At 65.0% G+C, this 25,144-nt stretch carries 30 protein-coding genes and 1 tRNA gene; 19 read left to right on the forward strand and 12 right to left on the reverse strand.

Features of this window, described 5'->3' with window-relative positions:
* Nucleotides 1-93: 93 nt before the first annotated feature.
* Nucleotides 94-1,134, forward strand: a complete 1,041-nt coding sequence (locus DEA8626_RS00255; protein ID WP_108851084.1) for a hypothetical protein — start codon at nucleotides 94-96, stop codon at nucleotides 1,132-1,134.
* On the opposite strand, the gene yidD is transcribed toward DEA8626_RS00255, so the two are convergent.
* The 3 genes from yidD to rpmH are packed head-to-tail and all read right to left on the reverse strand — an operon-like array spanning nucleotide 1,131 to nucleotide 1,948.
* Nucleotides 1,131-1,373, reverse strand: a complete 243-nt coding sequence (gene yidD, locus DEA8626_RS00260; RefSeq protein ID WP_108851085.1) for a membrane protein insertion efficiency factor YidD — start codon at nucleotides 1,371-1,373, stop codon at nucleotides 1,131-1,133. The two genes, DEA8626_RS00255 and yidD, sit on opposite strands and share 4 nt — an antisense overlap.
* A complete protein-coding gene (gene rnpA / locus DEA8626_RS00265; protein ID WP_108851086.1) occupies nucleotides 1,370-1,789 on the reverse strand; it encodes a ribonuclease P protein component in 420 nt (139 codons plus the stop codon). The genes yidD and rnpA overlap by 4 nt, the downstream gene beginning before the upstream one ends.
* Nucleotides 1,790-1,813: 24 nt before the next feature.
* Entirely contained in the window at nucleotides 1,814-1,948 is a 135-nt protein-coding gene (rpmH, locus tag DEA8626_RS00270; protein ID WP_108851087.1) for a 50S ribosomal protein L34, read from the reverse strand.
* Nucleotides 1,949-2,276: 328 nt separating this feature from the next.
* Between rpmH and DEA8626_RS00275 the strand changes: the two genes are divergently transcribed.
* Nucleotides 2,277-3,644 (forward strand): sensor histidine kinase, encoded by a 1,368-nt coding sequence (locus tag DEA8626_RS00275; protein ID WP_108853242.1) that lies wholly within the window; start codon nucleotides 2,277-2,279, stop codon nucleotides 3,642-3,644.
* Between the two features lie 92 nt (nucleotides 3,645-3,736).
* Nucleotides 3,737-3,813, forward strand: a tRNA-Arg gene (locus tag DEA8626_RS00280).
* Between the two features lie 72 nt (nucleotides 3,814-3,885).
* Here DEA8626_RS00280 and DEA8626_RS00285 read toward each other — a convergent pair.
* Together DEA8626_RS00285 and DEA8626_RS00290 are read right to left on the reverse strand one after the other, a co-directional pair.
* Nucleotides 3,886-4,443, reverse strand: coding sequence for a GNAT family N-acetyltransferase (locus tag DEA8626_RS00285; RefSeq protein WP_108851088.1), 558 nt, complete (start codon nucleotides 4,441-4,443; stop codon nucleotides 3,886-3,888).
* A gap of 163 nt (nucleotides 4,444-4,606) precedes the next feature.
* Nucleotides 4,607-4,915 (reverse strand): cupredoxin domain-containing protein, encoded by a 309-nt coding sequence (locus DEA8626_RS00290; RefSeq protein WP_108853243.1) that lies wholly within the window; start codon nucleotides 4,913-4,915, stop codon nucleotides 4,607-4,609.
* Nucleotides 4,916-5,039: 124 nt separating this feature from the next.
* Between DEA8626_RS00290 and DEA8626_RS00295 the strand changes: the two genes are divergently transcribed.
* Nucleotides 5,040-6,002, forward strand: coding sequence for a LysR substrate-binding domain-containing protein (locus DEA8626_RS00295; RefSeq protein WP_108851089.1), 963 nt, complete (start codon nucleotides 5,040-5,042; stop codon nucleotides 6,000-6,002).
* On the opposite strand, the gene DEA8626_RS00300 is transcribed toward DEA8626_RS00295, so the two are convergent.
* From DEA8626_RS00300 to DEA8626_RS00315, 4 genes are all read right to left on the reverse strand, one after another.
* Complete coding sequence (locus tag DEA8626_RS00300; RefSeq protein ID WP_306418081.1) at nucleotides 5,990-7,033, reverse strand: YeeE/YedE family protein; 1,044 nt, start codon at nucleotides 7,031-7,033, stop codon at nucleotides 5,990-5,992. The genes DEA8626_RS00295 and DEA8626_RS00300 overlap by 13 nt on opposite strands.
* A gap of 45 nt (nucleotides 7,034-7,078) precedes the next feature.
* Nucleotides 7,079-7,363 (reverse strand): ArsR/SmtB family transcription factor, encoded by a 285-nt coding sequence (locus DEA8626_RS00305; protein WP_108853244.1) that lies wholly within the window; start codon nucleotides 7,361-7,363, stop codon nucleotides 7,079-7,081.
* A 132-nt stretch (nucleotides 7,364-7,495) separates the two neighbouring features.
* A complete protein-coding gene (locus tag DEA8626_RS00310) occupies nucleotides 7,496-7,987 on the reverse strand; it encodes a GlcG/HbpS family heme-binding protein (protein ID WP_108851091.1) in 492 nt (163 codons plus the stop codon).
* Complete coding sequence (locus tag DEA8626_RS00315; protein ID WP_108851092.1) at nucleotides 7,984-8,358, reverse strand: hypothetical protein; 375 nt, start codon at nucleotides 8,356-8,358, stop codon at nucleotides 7,984-7,986. The genes DEA8626_RS00310 and DEA8626_RS00315 overlap by 4 nt, the downstream gene beginning before the upstream one ends.
* A gap of 71 nt (nucleotides 8,359-8,429) precedes the next feature.
* On the opposite strand from DEA8626_RS00315, the gene DEA8626_RS00320 reads away from it, so the two are divergent.
* The 13 genes from DEA8626_RS00320 (at nucleotide 8,430) to DEA8626_RS00380 (ending at nucleotide 19,950) form a co-directional block, all read left to right on the forward strand.
* Nucleotides 8,430-9,170 carry a cytochrome c biogenesis CcdA family protein gene (locus tag DEA8626_RS00320; protein WP_438502421.1) on the forward strand — a complete coding sequence of 247 codons (741 nt, stop codon included), beginning with the start codon at nucleotides 8,430-8,432 and terminating at the stop codon, nucleotides 9,168-9,170.
* 19 nt (nucleotides 9,171-9,189) lie between these two features.
* On the forward strand, nucleotides 9,190-9,756 hold the full coding sequence (locus DEA8626_RS00325; protein WP_108851093.1) for a thioredoxin family protein: 567 nt from the start codon (nucleotides 9,190-9,192) through the stop codon (nucleotides 9,754-9,756).
* Between the two features lie 121 nt (nucleotides 9,757-9,877).
* Complete coding sequence (gene soxX / locus DEA8626_RS00330) at nucleotides 9,878-10,351, forward strand: sulfur oxidation c-type cytochrome SoxX (protein ID WP_108851094.1); 474 nt, start codon at nucleotides 9,878-9,880, stop codon at nucleotides 10,349-10,351.
* Between the two features lie 42 nt (nucleotides 10,352-10,393).
* Nucleotides 10,394-10,813, forward strand: coding sequence for a thiosulfate oxidation carrier protein SoxY (gene soxY / locus DEA8626_RS00335; protein ID WP_108851095.1), 420 nt, complete (start codon nucleotides 10,394-10,396; stop codon nucleotides 10,811-10,813).
* An 18-nt stretch (nucleotides 10,814-10,831) separates the two neighbouring features.
* Entirely contained in the window at nucleotides 10,832-11,161 is a 330-nt protein-coding gene (gene soxZ, locus DEA8626_RS00340; protein WP_108851096.1) for a thiosulfate oxidation carrier complex protein SoxZ, read from the forward strand.
* Between the two features lie 65 nt (nucleotides 11,162-11,226).
* A complete protein-coding gene (gene soxA, locus DEA8626_RS00345) occupies nucleotides 11,227-12,087 on the forward strand; it encodes a sulfur oxidation c-type cytochrome SoxA (protein WP_108851097.1) in 861 nt (286 codons plus the stop codon).
* A 118-nt stretch (nucleotides 12,088-12,205) separates the two neighbouring features.
* Nucleotides 12,206-13,897: a thiosulfohydrolase SoxB gene (soxB, locus tag DEA8626_RS00350; protein WP_108851098.1), complete on the forward strand. Its 1,692-nt coding sequence runs from the start codon at nucleotides 12,206-12,208 to the stop codon at nucleotides 13,895-13,897.
* Nucleotides 13,898-13,931: 34 nt separating this feature from the next.
* Nucleotides 13,932-15,200: a sulfite dehydrogenase gene (gene soxC, locus DEA8626_RS00355; RefSeq protein ID WP_108851099.1), complete on the forward strand. Its 1,269-nt coding sequence runs from the start codon at nucleotides 13,932-13,934 to the stop codon at nucleotides 15,198-15,200.
* Nucleotides 15,184-16,284 carry a c-type cytochrome gene (locus DEA8626_RS00360; RefSeq protein ID WP_108851100.1) on the forward strand — a complete coding sequence of 367 codons (1,101 nt, stop codon included), beginning with the start codon at nucleotides 15,184-15,186 and terminating at the stop codon, nucleotides 16,282-16,284. The genes soxC and DEA8626_RS00360 overlap by 17 nt, the downstream gene beginning before the upstream one ends.
* Before the next feature lies 1 nt (nucleotide 16,285).
* Nucleotides 16,286-17,008 carry a c-type cytochrome gene (locus DEA8626_RS00365; RefSeq protein WP_108851101.1) on the forward strand — a complete coding sequence of 241 codons (723 nt, stop codon included), beginning with the start codon at nucleotides 16,286-16,288 and terminating at the stop codon, nucleotides 17,006-17,008.
* A gap of 19 nt (nucleotides 17,009-17,027) precedes the next feature.
* Nucleotides 17,028-18,293 carry an NAD(P)/FAD-dependent oxidoreductase gene (locus tag DEA8626_RS00370; protein WP_108851102.1) on the forward strand — a complete coding sequence of 422 codons (1,266 nt, stop codon included), beginning with the start codon at nucleotides 17,028-17,030 and terminating at the stop codon, nucleotides 18,291-18,293.
* Between the two features lie 77 nt (nucleotides 18,294-18,370).
* Nucleotides 18,371-18,808, forward strand: a complete 438-nt coding sequence (locus DEA8626_RS00375; RefSeq protein ID WP_108851103.1) for a DUF302 domain-containing protein — start codon at nucleotides 18,371-18,373, stop codon at nucleotides 18,806-18,808.
* 80 nt (nucleotides 18,809-18,888) lie between these two features.
* Nucleotides 18,889-19,950: a YeeE/YedE family protein gene (locus DEA8626_RS00380; RefSeq protein WP_108851104.1), complete on the forward strand. Its 1,062-nt coding sequence runs from the start codon at nucleotides 18,889-18,891 to the stop codon at nucleotides 19,948-19,950.
* A 186-nt stretch (nucleotides 19,951-20,136) separates the two neighbouring features.
* Here the strand turns inward: DEA8626_RS00380 and DEA8626_RS00385 are convergent, their stop codons facing one another.
* Nucleotides 20,137-21,096 (reverse strand): acetyl-CoA carboxylase carboxyltransferase subunit alpha, encoded by a 960-nt coding sequence (locus DEA8626_RS00385; RefSeq protein WP_108851105.1) that lies wholly within the window; start codon nucleotides 21,094-21,096, stop codon nucleotides 20,137-20,139.
* Between the two features lie 111 nt (nucleotides 21,097-21,207).
* On the opposite strand from DEA8626_RS00385, the gene DEA8626_RS00390 reads away from it, so the two are divergent.
* Complete coding sequence (locus DEA8626_RS00390) at nucleotides 21,208-22,422, forward strand: MFS transporter (protein WP_108851106.1); 1,215 nt, start codon at nucleotides 21,208-21,210, stop codon at nucleotides 22,420-22,422.
* A 6-nt stretch (nucleotides 22,423-22,428) separates the two neighbouring features.
* Here the strand turns inward: DEA8626_RS00390 and DEA8626_RS00395 are convergent, their stop codons facing one another.
* Entirely contained in the window at nucleotides 22,429-23,385 is a 957-nt protein-coding gene (locus tag DEA8626_RS00395) for an L-malyl-CoA/beta-methylmalyl-CoA lyase (protein WP_108851107.1), read from the reverse strand.
* A 262-nt stretch (nucleotides 23,386-23,647) separates the two neighbouring features.
* Between DEA8626_RS00395 and DEA8626_RS21535 the strand changes: the two genes are divergently transcribed.
* Nucleotides 23,648-23,779, forward strand: coding sequence for a hypothetical protein (locus DEA8626_RS21535; protein WP_281261480.1), 132 nt, complete (start codon nucleotides 23,648-23,650; stop codon nucleotides 23,777-23,779).
* Nucleotides 23,780-23,825: 46 nt separating this feature from the next.
* Here the strand turns inward: DEA8626_RS21535 and DEA8626_RS00400 are convergent, their stop codons facing one another.
* Nucleotides 23,826-24,989 carry a lytic murein transglycosylase gene (locus DEA8626_RS00400; protein WP_108851108.1) on the reverse strand — a complete coding sequence of 388 codons (1,164 nt, stop codon included), beginning with the start codon at nucleotides 24,987-24,989 and terminating at the stop codon, nucleotides 23,826-23,828.
* Nucleotides 24,990-25,144 lie beyond the last annotated feature (155 nt).

The raw sequence follows: 25,144 nt of genomic DNA on the forward strand, positions 1-25,144 counted from the left end.
GTGGAGATCGGTGAATCCGACAAGGCCTGCAGCCGCGTGGTTGACAGAGGCGACGGGCCTTGACGTCTTGGCAGTCTCAGGTATCGGAGCCGCATGAAGAAGACACTGATCGTGCATGCCGGGTTGCACAAGACCGGCTCGACCGCCGCTCAGATCGCGCTGATGGGACTTCGTGACGTGATTGAGGCGCGCGGCGTGCTACTGCACAGCCCCGATGGACGCCGCATCGCGCATCATCAGCATGCCAGCGCCATCGCGCATGAAAAGCGCTTCGCCCGCAAGGCCGCGATGTTCGAGCGGTTGGCCGAGGCGGCCCGAACGTTTAAGGGCCATTCGATCTTCATCTCAAGCGAGGATTTCGAAAGCGCGCTGGGCGATCCGGATGCGCTCCGCCGTCTGAGTGCCTTCTGCGAGCGGGCCGATCTGCGCCCCCTGTTCCTGATCTACCTGCGTAGCCCGATCGACTACTTCGAGTCGCTCTATCTTGAGATGCTGAGACACGGCCAGCCGCTGGCAGCCGACGAACTTGCAGAGGATGTGCTGCAAGAGGGGCAGTACAGCTGGCGCAAATGGACCTTCCATTTCGATGCTTCCGCCGTGGCGCACGCGATTGACGGCGTCGGTTTAAGCGCGAAGTTCCGCGACTATCACGCCCTGGCGAGCGGTTCGACCGTTTCGGACCTCTTGGAGACGCTGGGCTTTGCGGAACTCGCCGCCAAGGCGCCTGCGGAAGCCCGGGCAAATGTACGCAGGGCAAACAAGAACCTTCTGCGCTTTCTGCATAACCGGCACGGTGAGGCCGCCCCGAGCAAGCAATGGCTGCGGCCGGTCGAGGGCATCCTGCGCGCCACGCCGCCGCGCCTGTCGCGCGCTATGCGCGGGCGGTTCCAGTCGCGGTTCCGCGCCGCTACAGAGGGGATCGACGCGGCATATGGCCTCGGCCTGACGGAAGCGTTGCTGGCTCCGCCGCCGCGCGGGCCATCGACGCGGCTGGAGTCGGTGTTCTCTGTCGCTGCCGCGGATCGGCTGATGCGGCTCTGGAAGGATTGCCCGGGCGCGCCGCCGGAGTCCGAGGTGGCAAGGCTGGCGGAGGAATGGGGCGAGGGTCCCGGCGCTGGATGCGCCAAGGGTTAGCCTGGATCGCCTGAATCACTGCCGGGAACCGGGTCATAGCCTGACCCGCCCCAGGGATGGCAACGGGCGATCCGGCGGGCGGCGAGCCAGCTTCCCCGGATGGCGCCGTGCCGTTCGAGCGCCTCGAGCGCGTAGGCCGAGCAGGTTGGCTGGTAGCGGCAGCTATGGCCGACCCAAGGGCTGAGAACGAGCCGGTAGGCGCGCACGGGCAGGGCGACGACATGGGCGAGCGGGCTCATTTCGCGTCACCGTGGATGCGCCCGAGCGCGCACACGAGATCGCCACGCATCGCGGCGAAGTCTCGGGTCGCCGTGGCGCCGGGCCTGCCGACCAGCACATAGTCCCATCCCGGCCGTCCGTGCGTGGGCAGGATCTGCCGCGCGATCTCGCGCAGCCTGCGCTTGGCGCGGTTGCGCGCCACGGCGGGGCCGAGCTTTCTGGAACAGGTGAAGCCGACGCGGATCGCCGCAGGATCCGCTTCGTCCGTCGCCCGCTTGCGCGCCTGGAGAAGGAAGCCCGGCATGCCCTGCCGCCGCGCCTGCGCCGCGCGCAGAAAGTCAGAGCGCTTGCGGAGTATCGTGCAAACGGAAACCGCCGGAGGCGTATCCGTGCCCCGGCCAACCTGGCCTTGCACGGGCGCCTCCGGCGGTGTCATGCCGTTGTGCCTTTCCGGCAGCCCTTAGGCCGAGAGAACCTTACGACCCTTGGCGCGGCGAGCGTTCAGGATCTTGCGGCCAGCCTTGGTCGCCATGCGCGCGCGGAAGCCGTGCCGGCGGGCGCGGACCAGGTTCGAAGGTTGAAACGTGCGCTTCATCGCGGCAACTCCGGGTTCTGGCGGCCCAATTCCGTACACCGGATTCGAAGGCCGCTGTCATTCGAAGCCCGGCTCATAGACGCGTCGGACTGGCAAGTCAACTCGCCCACGCGGATTTTTTGGGCGGATTCGCGATCGCGCGCCGCCCGGCCGCGCGACGGATCACCGCCCCGCGCCAAAACGGGGCGCCGAGGTTTAAAGCGCCGCGTCAAAGGGTTATCTTCGGCAGAGACGCGCCGGTTGCGGATGCACCGCACGGGGTGCCAAGGGTGGAAGGACGAGTTTGAAGCTCTTCAACACGCTTTCGGGACGGTTCCTCCTGCTGACGATGCTGTTCGTCATGCTGGCCGAAATCCTTATCTTCGTGCCTTCGGTCGCGCGGTTCCGCGAGGATTACATCCTGTCTCGCCTCGAACGCGCCCAGATCGCCTCGCTCGCGCTCCTGGCCACCGACGGAATGATCGAAGAGAACCTGGAGCGCGAGCTTCTGGCCAATGCCGAGGTCTACAACGTCGTGCTGCGCCGCGACGAGGTGCGCCAGCTTGTCTTGTCCTCGCCGATCCCGGCGCCGATTGAGCAGAGCTACGATCTGCGCGATGCGCCGGCCTGGGAACTCATCCGGGACGCGGTCGCCTGTCTCATCGATCCAGAGAACCGGGTTATCCGGGTGATGGGCAGCCCGGTCCGTCAGGCCGGTCTGCTGATCGAGGCCACCATGGACACCGCGCCCCTCAGGAGCGCGATGATCGACTACGGCCTACGCATACTCGGCCTTTCGGCGCTGATCTCGGCGGTTACGGCGGTGCTGTTGTTCCTCGCAGTTCAACGCCTGCTCGTCACCCCCATCCGGCGCGTCGTGAACCACATGACCGTCTATGCCGAGGCGCCCGAGGATGCGCGCCGGGTCATCGAGCCCACCGCGAGCGTGGCCGAGCTTCGCGAGGCGGAAGAGGCGCTTCAGTCCATGCAGCGCCAGTTGACCGGGGCACTCCGTCAGAAGGACCGGCTGGCCCAGTTGGGCGGCGCCGTTGCCAAGGTCAGTCACGATCTTCGCAACATCCTGACGACCGCCCAGCTCGTCGCCGACCGGATGGAGAGCAGCGACGACCCGATGGTCAAACGCGCCGCACCGAAGCTCGTGGGCTCGATCAGCCGCGCGGTGGGCCTGTGCGAATCCACGCTCGCCTTCGGCAAGGCAGAGGAACTGCCGCCGATGCTTGCGCGTTTCATGCTGTCCTCGCTCGTCAGCGACGTGGTCGAGAGCGAAAAGCTCGCAGTGGATGGCGACGCGGTCGAATTCGTTATCGACGTGCCCGGGTCGCTCGCCATCCGGGCCGACCACGAGCAGTTGCACCGTGTGCTCACCAATCTCGTGCGCAACGCACGGCAGGCGATCGAGGCGACGGCCAAACCCGGAACGATCGAGATCGGCGCGGGCGAGGAGGAGGAGGGCTGGTGGATCCGCCTCGGCGATACCGGCCCGGGTCTTCCTGCGCGTGCGCGCGAACACCTGTTCCAGCCGTTTCAGGGCGGCATCCGCAAGGGCGGCACAGGGCTCGGCCTCGCCATCGCAGCCGAACTGGTGCGCGGCCACGGCGGCCGGCTGGAGCTGCTGAAGTCCGACGCGGAGGGGACGGAATTCATGCTCCACCTTCCGCGCGAACTCGGCACCGGCGTCAACGGCGAAGCGCACTGATCTTCAGCGTGCCAGTTGCAACGGTGTTCCGCCGCCTCGCTTCGGTTTTGCCCTTGCATTGACCCACTCGGGTCGCTAAATGCCACTTCCACGCACCCGTAGCTCAGCTGGATAGAGCACCAGACTACGAATCTGGGGGTCGGGCGTTCGAATCGTCCCGGGTGCGCCATTCCTCCAACGCAGCCGACCCAGCCGCCTCGCCGGCGCCGCTGATGGGCAGGCTGAATCCTTCGCCGCCGGATCAGAGCAGCTTTTCCATGAGGCTCGCCTCGATCGACGCTGCACCCCGCGGGCCGACGAGGACGCGATCAATTTCGCGCCAGCCGCGTGCGAGATAGAGCTTCCGCCCGGCAGGCGTCGCTATCAGTTCCGCGCGCTTGAAGCCGGCAAGACGCGCGGCGGCCTCGCCCGCCGCGAGCAGGATCGAGCCGAGCCCGCGACGCGCGAAATCGGGATGGGTGTACATTGCCCGAACCGCCGCCGCATCCTTGGCGGGATCGAGGAAACGGTCCTCGGGTTCCTCTTCGCCGTGACGTCGGAACAGCGCAACGCGCCGGCTCCAGCCGCCGCTCGCGACGATCCGGCCGCCGATTTCGACCACGAAATACGTGCCGTCCCCGACCAGCCGCGGGTCGAAGGGCGAGTGGGCGATCATCGTTCGCTGCTGCGCCGCGCTGAGCATGGGGCTGAGAAGCCGCTCGAGCGAGAGGCGCCGGAGCCTGTCCAGCTCCTCCCGGTCGAGCGGCGTTGCCCTGCGCAATTGCAGGGCGGCTGCGTTATTAAAATGCGTGTCCAACATTATTTGGTCCTAAAATTTCGCCGCCTTTCCGCCGGTGTCCCGGGGGGAAGCATTTTAGCGGAACAGAATGGCTGAATGGCGGGTCTCCCGAAGATCCGTCACGCGCCGATGCTCGGTCGTCCGCGCGGCGGTGGATAGTCCCGGGTTCCTCCCGCGGCTGCGATCAGCGGGCCGCAATCCGACCCTTCATTGCGGGATGGAGCTTGCAGAAATACGATAGCGACCCCGCCGCGGCGATCCGGATGGTCGCGCTCTGATCCCGCTTGAGCCGCCCGGTGTCGAATCCGCCGCCTCGTGCGGTGGCGGTGTGCGCTGCGCCTTCGGCATTCACGAGGGTGACGGTATCGCCCGGCGAGACACTGAGCGACGCAGGCTGAAAAGCCATGCCACGGATCATCACCTCGTGATCGGCCCCAAGGGCCGGACCCGTAACCAAAGCTGCGGCAATCAGCATTACAAATGTCGGTTTCATGTCAAATTCCACTTCGTCTCAATAGTTGTCGCCCCGGCTCCGGATGCGGCCCCACGGGACGGCTGCATGGATGCCACGGCCGGCTGTGCTAACATAGTCTGAAGATCGCCGGAGTCCTGTGACCATGGCTCACAGCTCGCACATTTCAGAACCGCCCCCTCGGCCTCCGCTCAGAAGCCTCGAAGTGGCCGTCGCGGTGGCGCACTGCGGCTCGCTCACGGCCGCCGCCGCCGTTTTGGGCATGACGCATGGCGCGGTCAGCCGTCACGTGCGGACAGTCGAGGATTGGGTCAATCTGCGGCTTTTCGAGCGGCACGGGCGCGGCGTCTCGCCCACGCAGGAAGGCCACATCTTCTTCAACCAGGTCGAACGCGGCTTTGCACTCATCGATCGGGCCGCCGACCGCTGGCAAAGGCGGCGCGGGCGCGACGTCGTGCGCCTGTCCACGACGCCAACCTTCGCGAAGTTCTGGCTTCTGCCCCGGATCAGACGGATCGAGTCGGTCGAACCGCCGATCCATATCGACCTCGCTGCGCAGCAAGGCCTCGCCGATATCGAAAAAGGAGAAGTGGATGTGGCGATCCGCTATTCGCGGCGCGAGCGTCTGCCGGACGCCGCGCGGGTCTTCATGACCGAGCGGCTGTTCCCGGTCGCGGCGCCCGAGCTCGCCGAAGAGATCGGTGCGGGCGATGTCGGCCGCCTTCTCGCCCATCCGCTGCTGCACGATACCGACGCGGCGAAATGGCGGGCCTGGTGCGAAGCCGCAGTCGGCCAGTCCTACAGTCCGCGCGCCCGCGACCGCCGGTTCGAGGACTATCCGCTATGCCTTGCCGCGGCCGAAGCCGGGCTGGGGGTGGCGCTCGCGCAATGTCCGCTTATCGACGAGGTCATCGGCGGCTTGAACCTGGTGCGCCTGCCGTTCCCGGAGGCGCAAAGTCCGCTGAGCTACTTCTTCCTGTTCGCGCCGGGATCGCTTCGCCCCGCCGTCGCGCGTTTGGTCGAGCGGCTTGTCGCTGAAGTCGGAGCGGGTCAATCGGAGCAGGCGGATGCGCCGGCCGCGCGGCGGGCCGCTGTTCAGTCCGGCTGAAAGCCCTGAATCAGGCGGCGCAGGCCGAACAACGCGCCGATCAGGATCGCCCCGAGCGTCACGGGCGCCGAGAAGGCCAGCGTCGACATCGCCGTGACGCCCTGGCCGATGGAACAGCCGAGAGCAATCGTGCCACCGATCCCCATCAGGGCAGCGCCGGAGACCTGGCGGCCCAGTTCGCGCGGATCCTCGCAGGCCTCCCAGCGGAAAAGGCCGCGGATGGCCGAGCCGAGGAACGCGCCGGCAAGCACGCCCGCGACGATGCCGACAGAGAGGCTGAGCCCGCCCGCGCTCGACGTCATGAAGTAGATGATCGATCGGCCGAGCGGGGCCGTGAAAGACGGCCCTTCCACGCCGATCTCGCCAAGGCTTTCCTCGGCGATCCAGGTCGTTCCGATCAGACACCAGGCGACGGCGAGCCCCGCCGCGACGCCCCACAGGATCATCCGCGGCGTCGCACGCAGGGAGGTATGGGCAAATCCCCAGGACAGGGCGGCGGCGCCGAATGCGAGCGCGAAGACAAGGGGCGGCAGGCCGGTCCTGCCCGCCAGCCAATGCGCGAAGCCCTGCGGCCCGGTCGCCTCGCTCTGCGGGAAGAGCGCGACCCTGAGATCGGCGAGCGGGCCGGAGAGCGTCGCGAAGGCGAAGATCCCGAGCACCACCACGACGACGAGCGATCGCAGGTCGCCGCCGCCGAACCTGACGAGTGCCCCGAAGCCGCAGTTTCCGGCCATCGCCATGCCGTAGCCGAAGACGAGCCCGCCAACGATCGAGGCCAGGGGGTTCCACGCGATCGTGTGATAGAAAGTCTCCGACGGCGCGGCCCAGCCCATGGCCTCGGCCGCGAAGGTCGCGATGATCGCAGTGCCGATCACGACGCCCCAGAGCCTCAGCCGGCGCCGATCGTCACCGTAGTGGGCCGCTTCGATTGCGCCCAACGTGCAAAAGTCCCCAAGCCGCGCCGCAAGCCCGAGGACAACGCCCCCGACGAGCCCGACAAGCGCTGCCAGGATGCCTGGCGCCATTTCCATCATTGTTCCTCCCAGCCGGCAAAACCGGCCTTCCGTCACTGGGACTCAGTCGTCGGCGCAGAAGATATCATAGACCAAACGCACGATGCTCGCGGCGCGGTCGTCGTTCAGCGAGTAGTAGATCGCCTTGCCCTCGCGCCGCGCCTTCACGAGCCCTTCGAGGCGAAGCCGCGCAAGTTGCTGACTGACGGCAGCCTGCCTTGAGAAGAGCAGTGTTTCAAGCTCGGTGACAGAGCGCTCTCCGTCAGCGAGATGGCACAGGATCATCAGCCGCCCGTCATGCGCCAGCGCCTTGAGCATGTTCGACGCCGCTTCGGCCTTGTCCGCCATGCTTGTCGGATCGATGCCGTCAAGTGGACCGCCGCCCTGGTCGGCTCCCACGGCCTTCGCAGCATGTTCCTGCGGCGAAAAGGTCAACGGCTTCTTCCTTTCTTCCTGCTTCCGAGGTGGCTTCGCGCCCTATCAGAACGCGATGTCTTCCTCAACTGCGGCGATACCGTCCCGTGCGCAGGCATCGTCGATATCTGGACCGGGCGCTCCCGACACGCCGACGCCGCCGACGAGCGAGCCCGCGGCATCGACCGGCACGCCACCGCCCAGCGGAAGCGCCATCGAGAGGTTGCGGATACCGGACGAGATCTTGTCGGGCGCGGTTTCTTCGGCCAGCGTCAGAGTGTCGGTGCGGAAGCTCACCGCTGTCCAGGCCTTGCGGCGCGCGGTTTCCTCGACATGCGGCCCTGCGAAGCGATCGCGCAGGAAGACCTGCGTGACGCCGAACCGGTCGACGACGGCGACGCCCACCTGGTAGCCCTGATCGCGGCAGGATTCCAGCGCCGCCTGCGCCAGCTTGAGCGCGATTTCGGGTTTCATTACCTCGAACTGCACGAGCGCCTCGTCGTCTTGTGCGATCGCCGGCCCGGACACCAGCGCCATCGCCAGAAGCAGCTTTCTCATTCCCCTGTCTCCATCTGATATTGTCCGCTCTGCTCAAGAAGTCGTCCAAGCAGTCCCCAGAAGAAATCGTCGCCCGCATAGCCTTCGATCCGGCCCGTTTCCCGCCCGTCCGCAACGAGAATGAAGGTCGGTGTAAAGACCGGGCTCGGCTTGAAGCTCAGCCCGTCGGGATAGGGGCCACGGATATCCGCGCGTTCGAGCGGCGCGGCCTTGCCTTCAGGCGTTTTCGGGTAGATCGGAGCGATCTCCCGGTTCCAGCGCGCGCAATACGCACAACCGTCCTGTTCCAGCATCACGAGCCGCAGCTCTCCCGACGCCGGGCTGGCGGCCGCACTGAAAAGTACGGCGATGAAGGCGAGCACATGGCGCATGGTTGACGCCTCGCAGTTTACATATAAAAATTGTAATATGTTTTTGCGTACTCGGCAAGGCGAGGGACCGGATGCTGCTCGATCCGACTATGGGAGGCGCGCTATTCGCCGGACTGCTGTCGTTCCTGTCGCCCTGCATCTTGCCGATGGTGCCGTTCTACCTGTGCTACATGGCCGGTATCTCGATGGCCGAACTGCGTTCGGACCAGACGATCGCGCCGGGCGCGCAGCGGCGGCTCATCCTGTCGGCGCTTGCCTTCGCGCTGGGCGTGACCTCGATCTTCGTGCTCCTGGGGATGGGGGCGACCGCGCTCGGCCAGATCTTCCGGCAATGGCTTGAGCAGCTGTCATGGGTGGCCGCTGCGATCCTTTTCGTCTTCGGCCTGCACTTTCTCGGGATTCTGCGTATCCCTTTGCTCTACCGAGAGGCGCGGATCGATGCGAAGGTGGAGCCGACGTCCATAGTCGGCGCCTATGTCATGGGGCTCGCATTCGGGTTCGGATGGACACCCTGCGTCGGTCCCGCGCTCGCCGCCATTCTGATGATCGCGTCGAGCCTCGACGCGATCTGGCGCGGCGCGGCGCTTCTGTTCGTCTACGGCCTGGGCATGACGGCGCCCTTCGTGGTCGCGGCCGTCTTCGCCAAGCCTTTCCTCGCCTGGATGAACCGCAACCGGAAATATCTCGGCCATGTCGAGAAGGTCATGGGCGGCATGCTCATTGTCTTCGCCGTGCTGATTGCGACTGGATCGGTCAACGCGATCGCACAGTTCATGATCGACTACATGCCTTGGACCATGAATTTCGTCTGAGCTTTCAAGGGAGGAATCCATGAAACAAATCTTGCGAACGCTGGCAGTCATCACGGCACTCGCCACGCCTGCTGCCGCCGTCGAACTAGGCGATGACGGTCTGCACAAGCCCGCCTGGCTGCGCGATACCTTCAAGGACATGCGCGAGGATCTGGCCGAGGCGAATACCGAGGGAAAGCGGCTTCTCGTGATCTTCGAGCAGCGGGGTTGCATCTACTGCACCGAGATGCACGAGAAGATCTTCCCGGAGCCCGAAATCGACGCGCTGATCCGCGACAACTACTTCGTGGTGCAGATGAACCTATTCGGCGACGTGGAGGTGACCGATTTTGACGGCGAGACATTGTCGGAGAAGGACATGGCCGTGAAATGGGGCGTCGTCTTCACGCCGACGATGATCTTCCTGCCCGAGGAGGTGGGTGATGGCGTGACCGCGTCTGAGGCTGCCGTCGCGTCGATGCCGGGCGCTTTCGGCAAGCAGACGACCGCCGCGCTGCTGACCTGGGTAAAGGATCACGGCTATGAGTCGGGCGAGCATTTCCAGAAGTATCTCGCCGAACGCGTGACAGGCAGCACATCTAACTGACTGACATGGTGGGCTTTCTGCGGTGCAACATATTCTCATATTCACGCAGTTGAATTTTTTGTTGCATGCGGCAGTACGCCTCAGCTACCCTCTGCATCGGGAGTGAACAGGGAGGATACCCATGACGCGCCGCATAGTTCTCGGCCTGTTATCGTCTATGACCATCGTATCAGCGGCCGCGGCGGAAACGACGCCCGCCAGTGTAGCGTTCGAGGAAGGCGCGATCACGCAGTCGCTGACCGGGGCGCCGGGCGACCCGGCCGAGGGGGCGAATGTCATGTCGAACCGTGGCCTCGGCAATTGCGTCGCCTGCCACGCCGTCTCGACGATGCCGGATGTGCCGTTTCAGGGCAATGTCGGCCCGCCGCTCGACGGCGCGGGGGATCGGTGGGAGGAAGCCGAGCTTCGTGGCATCGTATCAGACGCAAAGATGACCTTCGACGGCACGATCATGCCGTCGTTCTACAAGACGGGCCCGTATGTCCGGCCCGGAAACGCGTTTACCGGCAAGGCTGCCGAAGGTGAACTCGCCCCGCTTCTGACAGCCCAGCAGATCGAGGACGTCGTCGCCTATCTGCTGACGCTGAAGGAATAAGATGCCGATCGCGTCGCACCCGACCAGGATGAGGAGCAAGAAATGAAACTGAACAGACGAGAAGCCCTGGCAGTTGGCCTCGGCGGCATCGCGGCGACGGCCTTGCCGATGCCGGCCTTCGCCGCGACGGTCGAGGAACTGATCGCGGAATTCGCCGGTGGAGCCGAGATCGGTTCGGGTGGCCTGACGCTCACCGCGCCCGAAATCGCCGAAAACGGCAATACCGTGCCGATCTCCGTCGATGCACCCGGGGCAGCAGCAGTCATGGTGCTCGCCACCGGCAACCCGACACCTCCGATCTGTACATTCAACTTTGGACCGGCGGCCGGTTCGCACGCGGCCTCGACACGGATCCGACTGGCGAAGACGCAGGATGTGGTCGCGCTTGCCAAGATGGCGGATGGCAGCGTCGTGCAGGCCACCTCCACCGTGAAGGTCACCATCGGCGGCTGCGGCGGCTGAGATTAGGGAGCAAGAGAAATGGCAAAAGATGTCAAACCCCGCGTGAAGGTCCCGAAATCCGCCGCTGCCGGCGAGGTGGTGACGATCAAGACGCTGATAAGCCACCCGATGGAGTCCGGCCAACGCAAGGACAAGGAAGGCAACGTCATACCGCGTTCGATCATCAACCGCTTCACCTGCGACTTCAACGGCCAGAACGTTGTCGACGTGAAGATGGAGCCGGCGATCTCGACCAACCCATACTTCGAATTCGACGCCAAGGTCGATGCGGCGGGCGAGTTCAAGTTCACCTGGTACGACGACGACGGCTCTGTCTACGAAGAAACCAAGCCGATCGAAGTCGCCTGAAGAGCAGGACCAAGGACAGGGCAGGCGCCGGCCGCTTCGGCGCTTTCTCTCAGGGAGGACAACAAATGAAGATAAGACTACTCGCCGGCGGATGCGCGCTTGCGGCCCTGACGTTTTCGGGCCTTTCCGCGACGGCCGATCCCGCCGATGACACTCTGGTGCTGAACGGCGAGACCGAGATGGTCACGCATACCGAGAAGGCGCCGGACTACATCGACGGGCTGACCGAGCAGTATTCTGGCTGGCTTTTCCGTGAGGCGGACACGCGTGTGATGCAGGCCGACGATTTCGACAATCCGGGCATGCTTGGCGTCGAGGCTGCCGCAGAAGTGTGGAACACCGTGGAAGGCAGTGAAGGCAAGTCCTGCGCCTCGTGCCACGAGGATGTCGAGACGAGCATGAAGGGCGTTCGCACCCAGATGCCGAAATACAACGAGGCGAAGGGCACGATGTACACGATGGAGATGTACATCAACGAATGCCGCACCGAGCGCATGGGCGCCGAGGAGTGGGGCTGGACCTCCGATCCCATGATCAACATGACGGCGCTCATCTCCTCGGTTTCGCGCGGAATGCCGATGAACGTGGCGGTCGACGGCCCTGCAAAGCCCTTCTGGGAGCAGGGCAAGGAGATGTACTACACCCGCTACGGTCAGCTCGAACTGGCCTGCGCGAACTGCCACGAGGACAACTACGGCAACTACATCCGCGCCGACCACCTGAGCCAAGGCCAGACCAACGGCTTCCCGGTCTATCGTCTGAAGCAGGGCGCGCTGATCTCACAGCACAACCGCTTCAAGGGCTGCATCCGCGACACTCGGGCAGAAACTTTCAAGGAAGGCTCGCCCGAATTCATCGCGCTCGAGCTGTACGTCGCCTCGCGCGGCAACGGGTTGTCGGTCGAATCGCCGTCGGTTCGTAACTAGTGACAAAGCCGGGCGGTTCGCCGCCCGGCAGTTCGTTTGTTCATTTGAAGAAGGGCAGGAGACGGACGCGCTGTGGCGCGGCGGATACCATTTTGCCCACGGTACGAGGAAGGCAGACATGATCTCGCGGCGGGATTTCTTGCAGGCAACAGTAGCGGCCTCGGCACTTTGGGGGGCGTCCGGGGTCGGCAACTGGTCGCGGCTCGCGGCCCAGCAAGCGCTCACCCAGGACCAGCTTCTGGAGTTCGAGGATTTCGGCAACGTCACGCTGATCCACATCACTGACATCCACGCCCAGCTGAAACCGGTCTGGTTCCGCGAGCCCGAGATCAATCTTGGCGTCGGCGACGTGAACGGACTGCCGCCGCATGTCACGGGCGCCGATTTCCTGAAGCTCTTCGGGATCGAGCCGGGCACGCCGCACGCCTACGCCCTGACCAAAGAGGATTTCGTCGCGCTCGCCAGCGCCTATGGCAAGATGGGAGGGCTCGACCGCTGCGCCACCGTCATCAAGGCGATCCGCGCCGCGCGGCCCGACGCGCTTCTGCTGGATGGCGGCGACACCTGGCAGGGGTCGCTGACGGCGCAACGCACGCTCGGACAGGACATGGTCAACGTGATGAACGCGCTGAAGCCCGATGCGATGACCTCGCACTGGGAATTCACGCTCGGCATCGACCGGGTGACCGAGATCGTCGATGGGCTCGACTTCCCCTTCCTCGGCGCCAACATCTTCGACGCGGAATGGGACGAACCGGCCTATGAGCCCTACAAGATGTTCGAGGTGGGCGGCGCGAACGTGGCCGTCATCGGCCAGGCTTTTCCCTACCTCCCCATCGCCAACCCGAAATGGATGTTCCCGAACCTCTCCTTCGGCGTGCGCGAGGAGCGCATGGCCGAGGTCGTGGCCGAGGTCCGCGACGCCGGCGCCGATCTGGTCGTCGTTCTTTCGCACAACGGTTTCGACGTGGACCGCAAGATGGCGGGCAACGTCGATGGCATCGACGTGATCCTCACGGGGCACACCCATGACGCGCTGCCCGAGCCGGTGATGGTCGGCAACACGCTTCTCATCGCGAGCGGAAGCAACGGCAAGTTCGTCAGCCGCGTCGATCTCGACGTCCAGAACGGCCAGATGATGGGTTTCAAGCACAAGCTGATCCCCATCTTTTCGGACGTGATCGAGCCCGATGCCGAGGTCGCCGCGCTGATCGACGCCGAGCGCGAACCGTTCAAAGCGGACCTGGAGGAGGTGCTGGGCCAGACCGACAGCCTTCTCTACCGCCGCGGCAACTTCAATGGCACCTGGGACGATCTGATCTGCAACGCGCTGATCGACGAACATCAGGCCGACATTGCGCTCAGCCCGGGCTTCCGCTGGGGCCCGTCGCTACTCCCGGGCGAAAGCATCACGCGCGAGGATCTGCACAACGTGACTGCAATGAACTACCCGGCCGCCTATCGCACGGAGATGACGGGCGAGGTACTGCACACGATCCTCGAGGACGTGGCGGACAATCTCTTTCATCCCGATCCCTACTATCAGCAGGGCGGCGACATGGTCCGCGTCGGCGGTATGGGCTACCGCATCGACGTTTCCAAGCCTCAAGGCAGTCGCATTTCGGAGATGACGATGCTCAAGACAGGTGAGTCGGTCGACCCGGCCAGGACTTACGTCGTCGCGGGATGGGCCAGCGTAAACGAAGGCACAGAAGGCCCGGCAATCTGGGACCTCGTGGAAGCCTGGATCAAGAAACAGGGCGAGGTGACGATCGACCCCAACACCTCGGTTCAGGTGACGGGGGCATGAGTTGAACAAGAAGAAGACGAGACAGGAGGTTTCAATGTCTGAAACCGATGAAGCAGGCACCAGCCGCCGCGCCTTCCTCGGCGCGGGCCTGGCAGCCGGCGGCGCCGTCGCGACCGCGGGCTTCGCGCGGGCGCAAACTGCCGATCCGCTGATCACCGAGGTGCAGGACTGGGCGTCCTCCTTCGGTGATGCGGTGGACGCGACGCCCTACGGAATGCCGATCCACTACGAATCCCACGTCGTTCGGCGCAACGTCGAATGGCTCACCGAAAGCGCGGTATCCTCGATCAATTTCACGCCGATTCACGCTCTTGAAGGCACGATCACCCCCCAAGGGTGTGCCTTCGAACGCCACCACTCCGGAGCGATCGAACTCAGCAAGCAGGATTACCGGCTGATGATCAATGGCCTCGTCGAGAGGCCGTTGGTCTTCACCTACGAGGACCTCACACGGTTCCCTCGCACCATCACCACCGCGTTCTGCGAATGCGCCGCCAATGGCGGCATGGAATGGGGCGGCGCGCAGCTCGAAGGCTGTCAGTTCACGCAGGGCATGATCCACAACATGGAATATACCGGCGTGCCGCTGCGCCTGCTCCTCGAAGAGGCAGGCGTGAAGCCGGAGGGCAAATGGATCTATGCCGAAGGCGCCGACGCCTCTTCAAACGGCCGCTCGATGCCTTTGGAGAAGGCGTTGGACGACGTGCTCGTCGCCTTCTTCGCCAATGGCGAAGCGCTCAGGAAGGAGCACGGCTATCCGGTCCGGCTTGTCGTGCCCGGGTTCGAAGGCAACATGTGGGTAAAGTGGCTGCGCCGCATCGGGGTCTACGATCAGGCGGTGGAAAGCCGCGAGGAGACGTCGAAATACACCGACCTGATGAAGGACGGCCGTGCGCGCAAGTGGACCTGGGTGATGGATGCGAAATCCGTCATCACCTCGCCTTCGCCGCAGGCGCCGATCCGGCACGGCAAGGGGCCGCTGGTCATTACCGGCCTCGCCTGGTCGGGCAACGGCAAGATCGACCGCGTCGACGTGTCGCTCGATGGCGGCGTGAGTTGGCAGCCGGCCCGGTTGACCGGAGACGTCAAATCGAAGGCGCTGACGCGGTTCCACCTCGACATCGACTGGGACGGGTCGGAGATGTACCTCCAGTCCCGCGCCATCGACGAGACGGGCTATGTCCAGCCGACGAAGGATCAACTGCGCGAGATCCGGGGGCTGAACAACGTCTATCACAACAACGGAATCCAGACCTGGTGGGTCCGCGCCGACGGGGAGGTCGAGAATGTCGAAGTCGCTTAATCTCCTCGCCGGACTGGCGCTCGCCTATTCAGGGCTCGCCGCGCCCGCGGTTGCAGAAACCCTTGGCCTCGGCCGTCCGGCCCTGCCAGAAGAGATCGCGGCCTGGGACGTGGCCGTCCTGCCCGACGGTACGGGGCTGCCGGAAGGTTCGGGCGACGTCTTCACCGGCGACGAGGTTTTCGCCGAGAAATGCGCGTCCTGCCACGGTGACTTTGCCGAAGGCATCGACAACTGGCCGGTGCTGGCCGGAGGGCAGGGCTCGCTGAGGGACCGCCGCCCTGTGAAGACCGTAGGCTCGTACTGGCCCTACGCCTCAACCGTCTGGGACTACGTCCACCGCTCGATGCCGTTTGGCGCGGCCCAGACCGTGACCGCGGATGAGACCTACGCGATTACCGCCTTCCTGCTCTACTCGAACGGGATCGTGGACGATGACTTCGAACTCAGCCGCGACAACTTTGCTGAAATTGTGCTTCCGAACGCCGGCGGCTTCTATCCCGATGACCGGGCAGAGGCCGAGTATCCGGTCTTTTCGGTCGCGCCGTGCATGGACAGCTGCCGCGAGCCGGTGAAGGTCACCAAGCGCGCTGTCGATCTGGGCGTCACGCCCGAAGATCCCGACGGAAAACCCGCAGGCACGCTGCCCGATCTGACAATAGCTGCGGCGTCGGCCACGGAAGAGGCCGCACCCGCTGACGAGAGCACCGCCGAAGAGACAGCGGCCGAAGTGACCGAAACGGCGTCCGATGAGATGGCCGTCGATCCGGCTCTGGTCGAGGCGGGCGAGAAGGTGTTCAAGAAATGCAAGGCCTGCCACAAGGTGGGCGAGGGCGCGAAGAACGGCACCGGGCCCATGCTGAATGGCATTGTCGGTCAGGCCGCCGGTGCGGTCGACGGCTTCAGGTATTCCAAGCCGATGCAGGCGGCGGCCGGCGATGGTCTCGCCTGGACGCACGAGGCGCTCGCAGAGTTTCTCGCCAATCCGAAGGGTTACATGAAGGGCACGAAGATGTCCTTTGCGGGGCTCAAGAAGCCTGATGAGATCGAGGCCGTGATCGCTTACCTCGCCTCGTTCGAGGGCTGACATGAGCGGGCGGGGTTTTGTCACGTGCCTCGCCCTCAGCCTAGCGTTCTGCGGAGCGCTTGGTGGCCGCAGCGCGCCCGCCGCGGAAATCGGCGATGCCGAACGTGGGGCGGAAATCTGGGGCGAATGTTCGGGCTGCCACGCAATTGGGCCTGAAGCCGAACACAGCATCGGCCCGAAGCTCAACGGCATCTTTGGCCGCCGTGCCGCGAGCCATGACGATTTCCGCTATTCGAAAAGCCTCACCCGGGCGGGGCGGGACGGGCTCACCTGGACGCTCGAGACGCTCGATGCCTACATTGCCAATCCGCGCACTTTCGCCTCCGGAACTCGCATGTCGTACCCCGGGCTTAGGGACGCAGCCGAGCGCGCAGATCTGCTCGCGTTCCTACGCGACTTCTCTGACAAACCCCGCGACATCCCCGAGGCGGAGCCGACGGCGCGCCGCACGTTGCCCGAACTGCCAGCCGACGTCCTCGCATTGAAGGGCGATCCCGAATTTGGCGAATATCTCGCTTCGGAATGCAAAACCTGCCATCGTGCGGATGGCGCGGATGAAGGCATTCCTTCGATCACGCTCTGGCCGGAGGAGGATTTCGTCCTCGCGATGCATGCCTACAAGCAGAAGCTGCGCCCGCATCCCGTCATGCAGATGATGTCCGGCCGGCTGAGCGAGGAAGAGATCGCCGCGCTTGCCGCGTACTTTGCAGCTTTGACGGAGTAAGACGACAAGGGAGGAAGAAATGACATTGAACAGACGTGGATTTCTCGGAACCATCGCGGCCTCGAGCGCGGTCCTCGCCTCACCCGCGGTCTTCGGTCAGACGAAACCGCGCGTCGTGGTGATCGGCGGCGGCGCAGGCGGCGCGACATGCGCGCGCTACATCGCCAAGGACAGCGACAGCGCAATCGACGTGACGCTCGTGGAGCCTTCGGAAATCTACTACACATGCTTCTTCTCCAACCTTTATCTCGGTGGTTTTCGCGACTTCGAAAGCCTCGGCCATAGCTACGACAAGCTCGCCTCCGATTATGGCATCACGCTTGCCCGCGACATGGCGGCGGGCGTCGACCGCGACGCGGGCACCGTGACGCTCGCGGGCGGCGAGGTGTTGAACTACGACCGTCTCGTCATCGCGCCGGGAATCGACTTCGTCGACGGCTCGGTGCCCGGCTGGGACCTGTCGCAGGCCGAGATCATGCCGCATGCCTACAAGGCGGGCCCCCAGACCCAGCTTCTGAAATCGCAGATCGAGGCGATGCCGGAAGGCGGCACGTTCTGCATGGTGGCACCCCCCAATCCCTACCGCTGCCCGCCGGGCCCGTATGAGCGCATCTCCATGGTGGCGCATCTTCTCAAGCAGAATAATCCGAACTCCAAGATCCTGATCGTCGATCCGAAGGAGAAGTTCTCCAAGCAGGGGCTCTTCGAGGAAGGCTGGGAAAAGCACTACCCCGGCATGATCACCCGCATCGGCCCGGATTTCGGCGGCGACAAGGTCGAGGTCCGACCCGACGCGATGGAGGTCGTGATCGACGGCGAGGTCGAGAAAGTCGATGTGTGCAACGTCATTCCCGGCCAGAAGGCGGGGGAAATCGCGGCGGCCGCCGGCGTGACGGACGTGTCCGGCTGGGCGCCGGTCGATCCGCATTCCATGGCAACCCGCGCCGACCCGAAGGTCTTTGTCTTGGGCGATGCCTCTTCCCAGGGCGACATGCCGAAATCCGGCTTCTCGGCCAACAGCCAGGCGAAGGTCGCGGCGATGAACATCCGGGCGGAACTGACGGATTCCAAGGCGTTCCCGGCGAAGTACTCCAATACCTGCTGGTCGCTGATCGGGACCGATGACGGTGTAAAGGTTGGCGCATCTTACGAGGCGACGGACGAGAAGATCGCCAGCGTGGACAGCTTCATCAGCCAGACCGGCGAGGACGCCGATCTGCGCAAGGCCACCTATGAGGAAAGCCTCGGCTGGTATGCCGGGATCACGGCCGACATCTTCGGCTGACGGCCATGGGGCGGCGCGCCTCAGCGCCGCTCCCTCCCTCGAAGACGCGTAAATGTTCAACCACGGAGGACTGGTTCATGATTCAAGGAGTGAGGACCGCGGTCGCGGTGTTTGCGGTTTCCGCGAGCGTAGCTGCTGCGCAGGATGCCACCACATACACGTTTGACGGCACGTTCGAGGACGCGACCTTCGCCGTCGAGAACGCCATCATCGGACAGGGCCTGGTGATCGACTACGTGAGCCATGTGGGCGAGATGCTGAACCGGACCGGCGCGGATGTGGGCAGCGACGTGAAGATCTTCGACGCGGCGGACACCTTCATCTTCTGCTCGGCGCAGATCTCGCGGAAGGTGATGGAGGCCGACCCGATGAACGTCGCCCACTGCCCTTACGGGATATTCGTGACCGATCGGGAAGGTGCCGTGACGGTGGGCTACCGCAATCTGCCCGACGGCCCGATGCAGGACGTGCAGGCGCTGCTTGACACGATTTCGCGCGAAGCCGTGGGCGAGTGACCGCCGCTGAGGATTTGACCGAAGTCATGGCGACCCCTGACGATCCGGATTAGAGCCGGTCTTGTCAGTCAGGAGAGGCTATGCTGGATACCCTTGTCGACCGTTTCGGCGAGAGCGCGGTTCTCTTCGCGCTCGGTCTGTCCGTGGGCGGTCTCTTCGGTGCGGCCGCGCAGCATTCGCGCTTCTGTCTGCGCTCGGCAACACAGGAGATTGCGGCGCTGCGGGTGGGGCCGCAAATGCTCGTCTGGGTTATCGCCTTCTCTGCGGCCGTCGCGGCGACGCAGGGCGCGGTCGCGCTGGGATACGCCGACCTGTCCGCCGCGCGCCAACTGGCGCAGACCGGCAGCTTGTCGGGCGCCATCATCGGCGGACTGCTCTTCGGGGCCGGAATGATTCTGGCGCGCGGCTGCGTGAGTCGGCTGCTCGTTCTCTCGGCCACGGGCAACCTGCGCGCAATCGTGACCGGGCTCGTGGTGACGCTGGTGGCGCAGGCGAGCCTTCGAGGCGCGCTTTCGCCTGCGCGCGAGAGCTTGACGCGGCTATGGCTGGTAGAAGGTGGAGCAGCGCGCGACCTGCTCTCGAGGTTCGGCTTCGGTCCCGGCATCGCGGCACTGGTGTTTGCCATCGCGCTTGCTGCGGCTATGCTCGCCGCGCTACGCCAGCCGGGAGAGCTGCCGACGCGCCCCGTCGCGGCGATGTTCGTGGGTCTCGTAGTTGCGGTGGGTTGGATATTTACCGCCCGGATCGCCGCCGTGTCGTTTGATGTCGTGCCCGTCACGAGCATCACCTTCACCGGTCCGTCGACCGATACGCTCATGGGGCTCGTCAATTCACCGAGCTTGCCCCTGACCTTCGGTGTCGGCCTTGTGCCGGGCGTGGTGCTCGGCGCCTTCGTCGCAGCACTTCTGTCGCGCCAGTTCAGCATCCAGCGCTTCGGACCTGACGCGCCGATGGAGCGCTACCTCGTCGGCGCCTTCCTGATGGGCTTCGGCAGCATGCTCGCCGGGGGCTGCGCGGTGGGCGCAGCGGTGTCAGGTGGCGCGCTTTTCTCTGTTACCGCGTGGTTGGCGGGCGCCGCGATGTGGGCCGGGGCACTGATCACGATTCCGCTGGTCGAGGGACGCCGCAGGCTGGCCCATTGATCGATGGGTCACTGTAGCCGGCATCGCCGCGATTTCGCCCTGCCGAGGAGGCCGGCTATCCAGCGCTGGTGAAAGGCGGCATTAGGGCCCCGACTGCCCGGCTGAGACCTTCCATGGCTACGTAGGCAAGACCGCCCGACGCCGTGGACTACGAGCCGTCGCACTACAGGTCGGCAGCCAGACCGATCAGGCGGCCAGTCCCCTGGACCCCATGTTCAAGAACTTCTCGCGCCTGTCCTTGACGAGATCGGCCGGCTTTCTACCCGACAATTCTTCGAGCATCGCGCCGATCGCCTTGCCAACGCTCGCGATCGCTTCGTCGCGCTTGCGCTGGGCGCCACCGAACGGTTCCTCGATGATCCGATCGATGACGCCGAGCTTCAAGAGATCCTGCGCGGTCAGGCGAAGCGCATTGGCTGCCTCGCGCATCCGCTCGGCATCCTTCCACAGGATCGAGGCGCAGCCTTCGGGGGTGATCACCGAATAGATCGAATGCTCGAGCATCGCGACCCGGTTCGCGGTCGCCAGCGCCACCGCCCCGCCCGAGCCGCCCTCGCCGATCACGACCGAGATCAGTGGCACGCCGATCTGCAGGCATTTCTCGGTCGACCGCGCGATGGCCTCGGACTGCCCGCGTTCTTCCGCACCCTTGCCTGGATAGGCGCCGGGCGTGTCCACGAGCGTGATGACGGGCAGGCGGAAGCGATCGGCGAGGTCCATGAACCGGATGGCCTTCCTGTACCCTTCGGGCCGGGCCATACCGAAATTGCGCTCGATCCGGGTTTTCGTGTCGGAGCCCTTTTCTTGCCCGATCACCATCACGGGCTGGTCATTGAAGCGCGCGAGACCACCCATGATCGCCTGATCATCGGCGAAATTGCGGTCGCCGGCGAGCGTGGTGAATTCCGTGAAGAGCGTGTCGATGTAGTCCTTGCAATGCGGCCGGTCTGGGTGTCGCGCAACCTGGCATTTCCGCCAGGGATCGAGGTTCTTGTAGAGGTCGCGCAGCATGTCGGCCGCTTTCTTGTCGAGTGCGGCGGCTTCCTTCGTGACGTCCATCCCCTCGTTCTTGCGGGCCAGCGCGCGCAGCTCTTCGGCCTTGCCTTCGATCTCGGCCAGCGGCTTCTCGAATTCGAGGTAGTTCATCGCGCTCTCCCCAACGGTCACCGGCCTGTATGACGGGAGCCGTCACGCAATGCAACTCTGCGCGAAGGCCGATGGACAAGCATCCAGGGCGCCACTAGCGTCAGCGCCGGCATGCATGACCGGATCGCACTCGACAGCCGCGCGTCGTGGCTCCGCCTCGGGGTTTCGCTTCTCGTGGGCATTGTCGGCAATGTCGGCATGTGGGCGGTGATCCTGATCATGCCGGCGATGCAGGCGGAGTTCGGGATCGACCGGGCGGACGCCACCTTGCCCTATACGGTGACGATGGTGGGCTTCGCGCTCGGCAATTTCCAGATCGGCCGGGCGGTGGACCGGTTCGGGATGGCGGTGGCCTTGACCGGCGCGGCGATTCTGATCGCAGCGGGTTACGGGCTCGCGGCAGCGAGCGGGTCGATGATTCTGCTGACGGCGGCGCATTTTGCGATCGGCTTCGGCACGGCGGCAAGCTTCGGCCCGCTGATCGCCGATGTCTCGCAATGGTTCCTGAAGCGTCGCGGCATCGCGGTGGCGCTGGTGGCGAGCGGCAACTACCTCTCGGGCGCGATCTGGCCCGTGGCGCTGTCGGGACTGCTGGAGAGCGACGGCTGGCGGGCGGTCTATCTCTTCCTCGCCGCGCTGACCCTCGCCGTGGTGATCCCGCTGGCGCTTCTTCTCCGCAGGGGGCTGCCCGAGGACCTGTCGCACCACACCACCCGCATCGCCGCCGAGCGCGCGGCGACGACGGGCCTCAGCCCCCGGGCGCTGCAATGGCTGCTGGCACTCGCCGGCGTCGGCTGCTGCGTGGCGATGTCGATGCCGCAGGTCCATATCGTCGCCTACTGCGTCGATCTCGGCTTCGGCCAGACCGTAGGGGCGGAAATGCTGTCGCTGATGCTTCTGGGCGGCGTCGCCTCGCGGGTCGCCTCGGGGCTGCTCGCGGACGTCTTGGGTGGGGTGCGGACGCTCCTGATCGGCTCGGCGCTGCAGGCGGTGGCGCTGGTGCTCTACCTGCCCTCGGCAGGGCTCACCTCGCTTTATGTCGTGAGCCTGATATTCGGCCTGTCGCAGGGCGGGATCGTCCCCTCCTATGCCGTCATCGTGCGGGAATACCTGCCGGCGCGGGAGGCTGGCGCCCGGGTCGGCTTCGTGATGATGGCGACGATCATCGGCATGGCGCTCGGCGGCTGGATGTCGGGCTGGATCTATGACCTTACCGGATCCTACCAGATAGCGTTCGTCAACGGCATCGCATGGAACCTCCTCAACCTCGGGATCGTATTGATGATCCTCTTGCGCTCGCGCCCGCGGTTGCCCGCGGTGGCATGACGGGCCTCACCCCGCGATCATCTCCGACTGCCGAACGATCACCTCGGCCTGCTTGATCGAGGCGATATCGACAAGCCGCCCCTTGTAAACTGTCGCGCCTGCGCCCTCGGCCTTGGCCTTCTCCATCGCCGCCAGAATCTCGCGCGCTTCCGTCACCTGCTCCTCCGACGGCGTGAAAACCTCGTTGCACAAGGCGACCTGCTTGGGGTGGATCGCCCATTTGCCGACCATGCCGAGTGTCGCCGACCGCCGCGCCTGGGCGCGAAAGCCCTCGTCATCGGAGAAATCGCCGAACGGTCCGTCAACCGGCAGGACGCCATGTGTGCGGCAGGCCGCGACGATCGCGGCCTGGGCCCAGTGCCAGGGATCGGACCAGTGCTGGGCCCCCTCGCGGAGCATGTAGTAGTTCTCCTGCGTGCCACCGATGCCGGTCGTCTGCATTCCCATCGAGGCGGCGAAGTCGGCAGCGCCGAGGCTCATCGCGTGAAGGCGCGGCGAGGCGGCCGCAATCTCCTCGACATGAGCGATTCCGGCGGCGGACTCGATGATGACTTCCAGTGAGATGGGTTTTTTCCGTCCCTTCGCCGCCTCGATGGCCGCAACGAGAGCGTCAACGGCGTAGACGTCCGCCGCGCAGCCCACCTTGGGGATCATGATCTGGTCCAGCCTGTCGCCGGCCTGCTCAAGCAGGTCCACGACGTCGCGATACCAGTAGGGTGTGTCCAGGCCGTTGATCCTAGCGGACAAATACTTGTCGCCCCAGTCCACGTCGCGGATCGCCTGGATGATGTTCCTGCGCGCCTCTGGCTTATCGTCGGGGGCCACGGAATCTTCCAGGTCGAGGTTGATCACATCGGCTGCCGAAGCCGCCATCTTCTCGAAAATCTGGGGGCGGGAGCCCGGCCCGAAGAGTTGGCAGCGGTTCGGACGGGAGGGAGCGGGGGGCTGGATGCGGAAGCTCATGGGGCGGATCCTTCGGCAAGGAAGTTTCGTGAATTGTCAGCGTTCGGATAGAATATTGCGCTGCGGCGTGCAAGCGTCCTTTCGCATGCGCAGAAAACGTTCTCGGCGGCGCGTCGGCAGAACGTATGGCAATCAGGCGCGGGGCGGAGCGTTCACTGACGAATCCTCGTCCTCTGAGCCACGCGGCCGCGCACGCAGGCGTAACGGCGCGTTAATAGTTAACTCCTAGAACAGGAAGTGAACAAAGCCACGAGGTATTCCGATGCGTGAATCACTGTCCATCGCCGTCATGTTCCTGCTCCTCGCCATCGCTGGGATCGAACCGGGCCACGCGCAGGGGGCGAAAACCTGCAAGGCAGGTATCGTCGCCGACGTGCTTTCGTTGGCGTGCTGAGGCGCGCCGGCGCGACGTCCCGATTGATTGGGGCGCAGTCGGCCGGTCAAAGACCGGCCAGCAGGGCGCGCGTCGGCCAGGCATCCGCCGGCAGTCCGAGGCGGATTTGCTCCTTCTGGACAGCTTCACGCGTCTTTGCGCCCAGGATGCCGTCTATGCCGCCGACGTCGTGCCCCCGCGCCTGCAGCTTCTGCTGGAGCGCCTGCATCTGGTTCGGCGACAGTCCGGCCTCGGGATTGCCCGCGTCATAGGGCGGGGCGCCCTCCAGCCGGGTCGCGAAATAGGCGGCTGTAGTGACATAGACGAAGCTCTTGTTCCATTCGAAATAGACGTGGAAGTTCGGATAGGCCATGAAGGCCGGTCCCTTCCGTCCCATGGGCAGCAGGACCGACCCTCTCAGCCCCTGCGCGAGCGCTTCTGAGCGCCCCTTCACACCCATGCGGGCCCATTCAGTAACCGGTAGCTGGGTCTGCAGCCCCGTCTTCGACCAATCGAGCCCTTCGGGCACCACGATCTCCTGAAGCCACGGCTCGCCGGACCGCCAACCAAGCCCCCGTAGCATCCGCGCCCCGCTCATCAGCGCGTCGGGCGGCGACGTCTTGAGGCTGACCTTGCCGTCGCCGTCACCGTCGACGCCGTTCCTGAGAATGTCCTCCGGCAGCATCTGGACCATGCCGATCTCGCCCGCCCAGGCGCCCTTCGTGCGCGCCGGATCGAAATCGCCGCGTTGGTGAAGTTCGAGGGCCGCGAAGATCTGCGGCCGGAACAGCGCGGGCCGCCGGCAGTCATGTGACAGCGTGACGAGCGCGTTCAGCGTGTTGAAATCGCCCTGAACCGCACCGTAGTCGGTTTCAAGCGCCCAGAATGCCAGCAGCACGCCCGGCGACACGCCGTAATCCCGCGCGACGCGCTGGAAGACGCTCTGATAGCGCTGCGCGTTGCGCTGGCCGTTCACCAACCGGTTCTTGCTGATCACGGCACGTGAGAAGTCGATGAAGTTCTTTTGGAAAACCCCCTGGGAGCGGTCCGCCTTCAACACCCGGCTGTCCTGGCGCACGCCCGCGAAGAATGCTTCGACGCGCGCCGGCGCATGACCGCGCGCGACGGCCTCGGATTTGAGTTCGGCGACGAAGCTGCCGAAATTGCCGCCGCAGCCGAGCGCGGCCTGACTCGACATGGTGAAAGCAAGGGCGATAGCGGGTAGGCGCATGGTCATCTCCTGTCTGGCGCGGCTCAGACTAGCGCACCGGGCGGAGGCGGCAATACGCGGTTTCCCGCCGACATGAAGACGTCCGTTAACACTTGATTAATCATTGTTCACGATCCTCTAACAAACAATACGAAAAGGGTCTGATAGGGAGGCCC

Source organism: Defluviimonas aquaemixtae, assembly GCF_900302475.1.
Taxonomy (GTDB): domain Bacteria; phylum Pseudomonadota; class Alphaproteobacteria; order Rhodobacterales; family Rhodobacteraceae; genus Albidovulum; species Albidovulum aquaemixtae.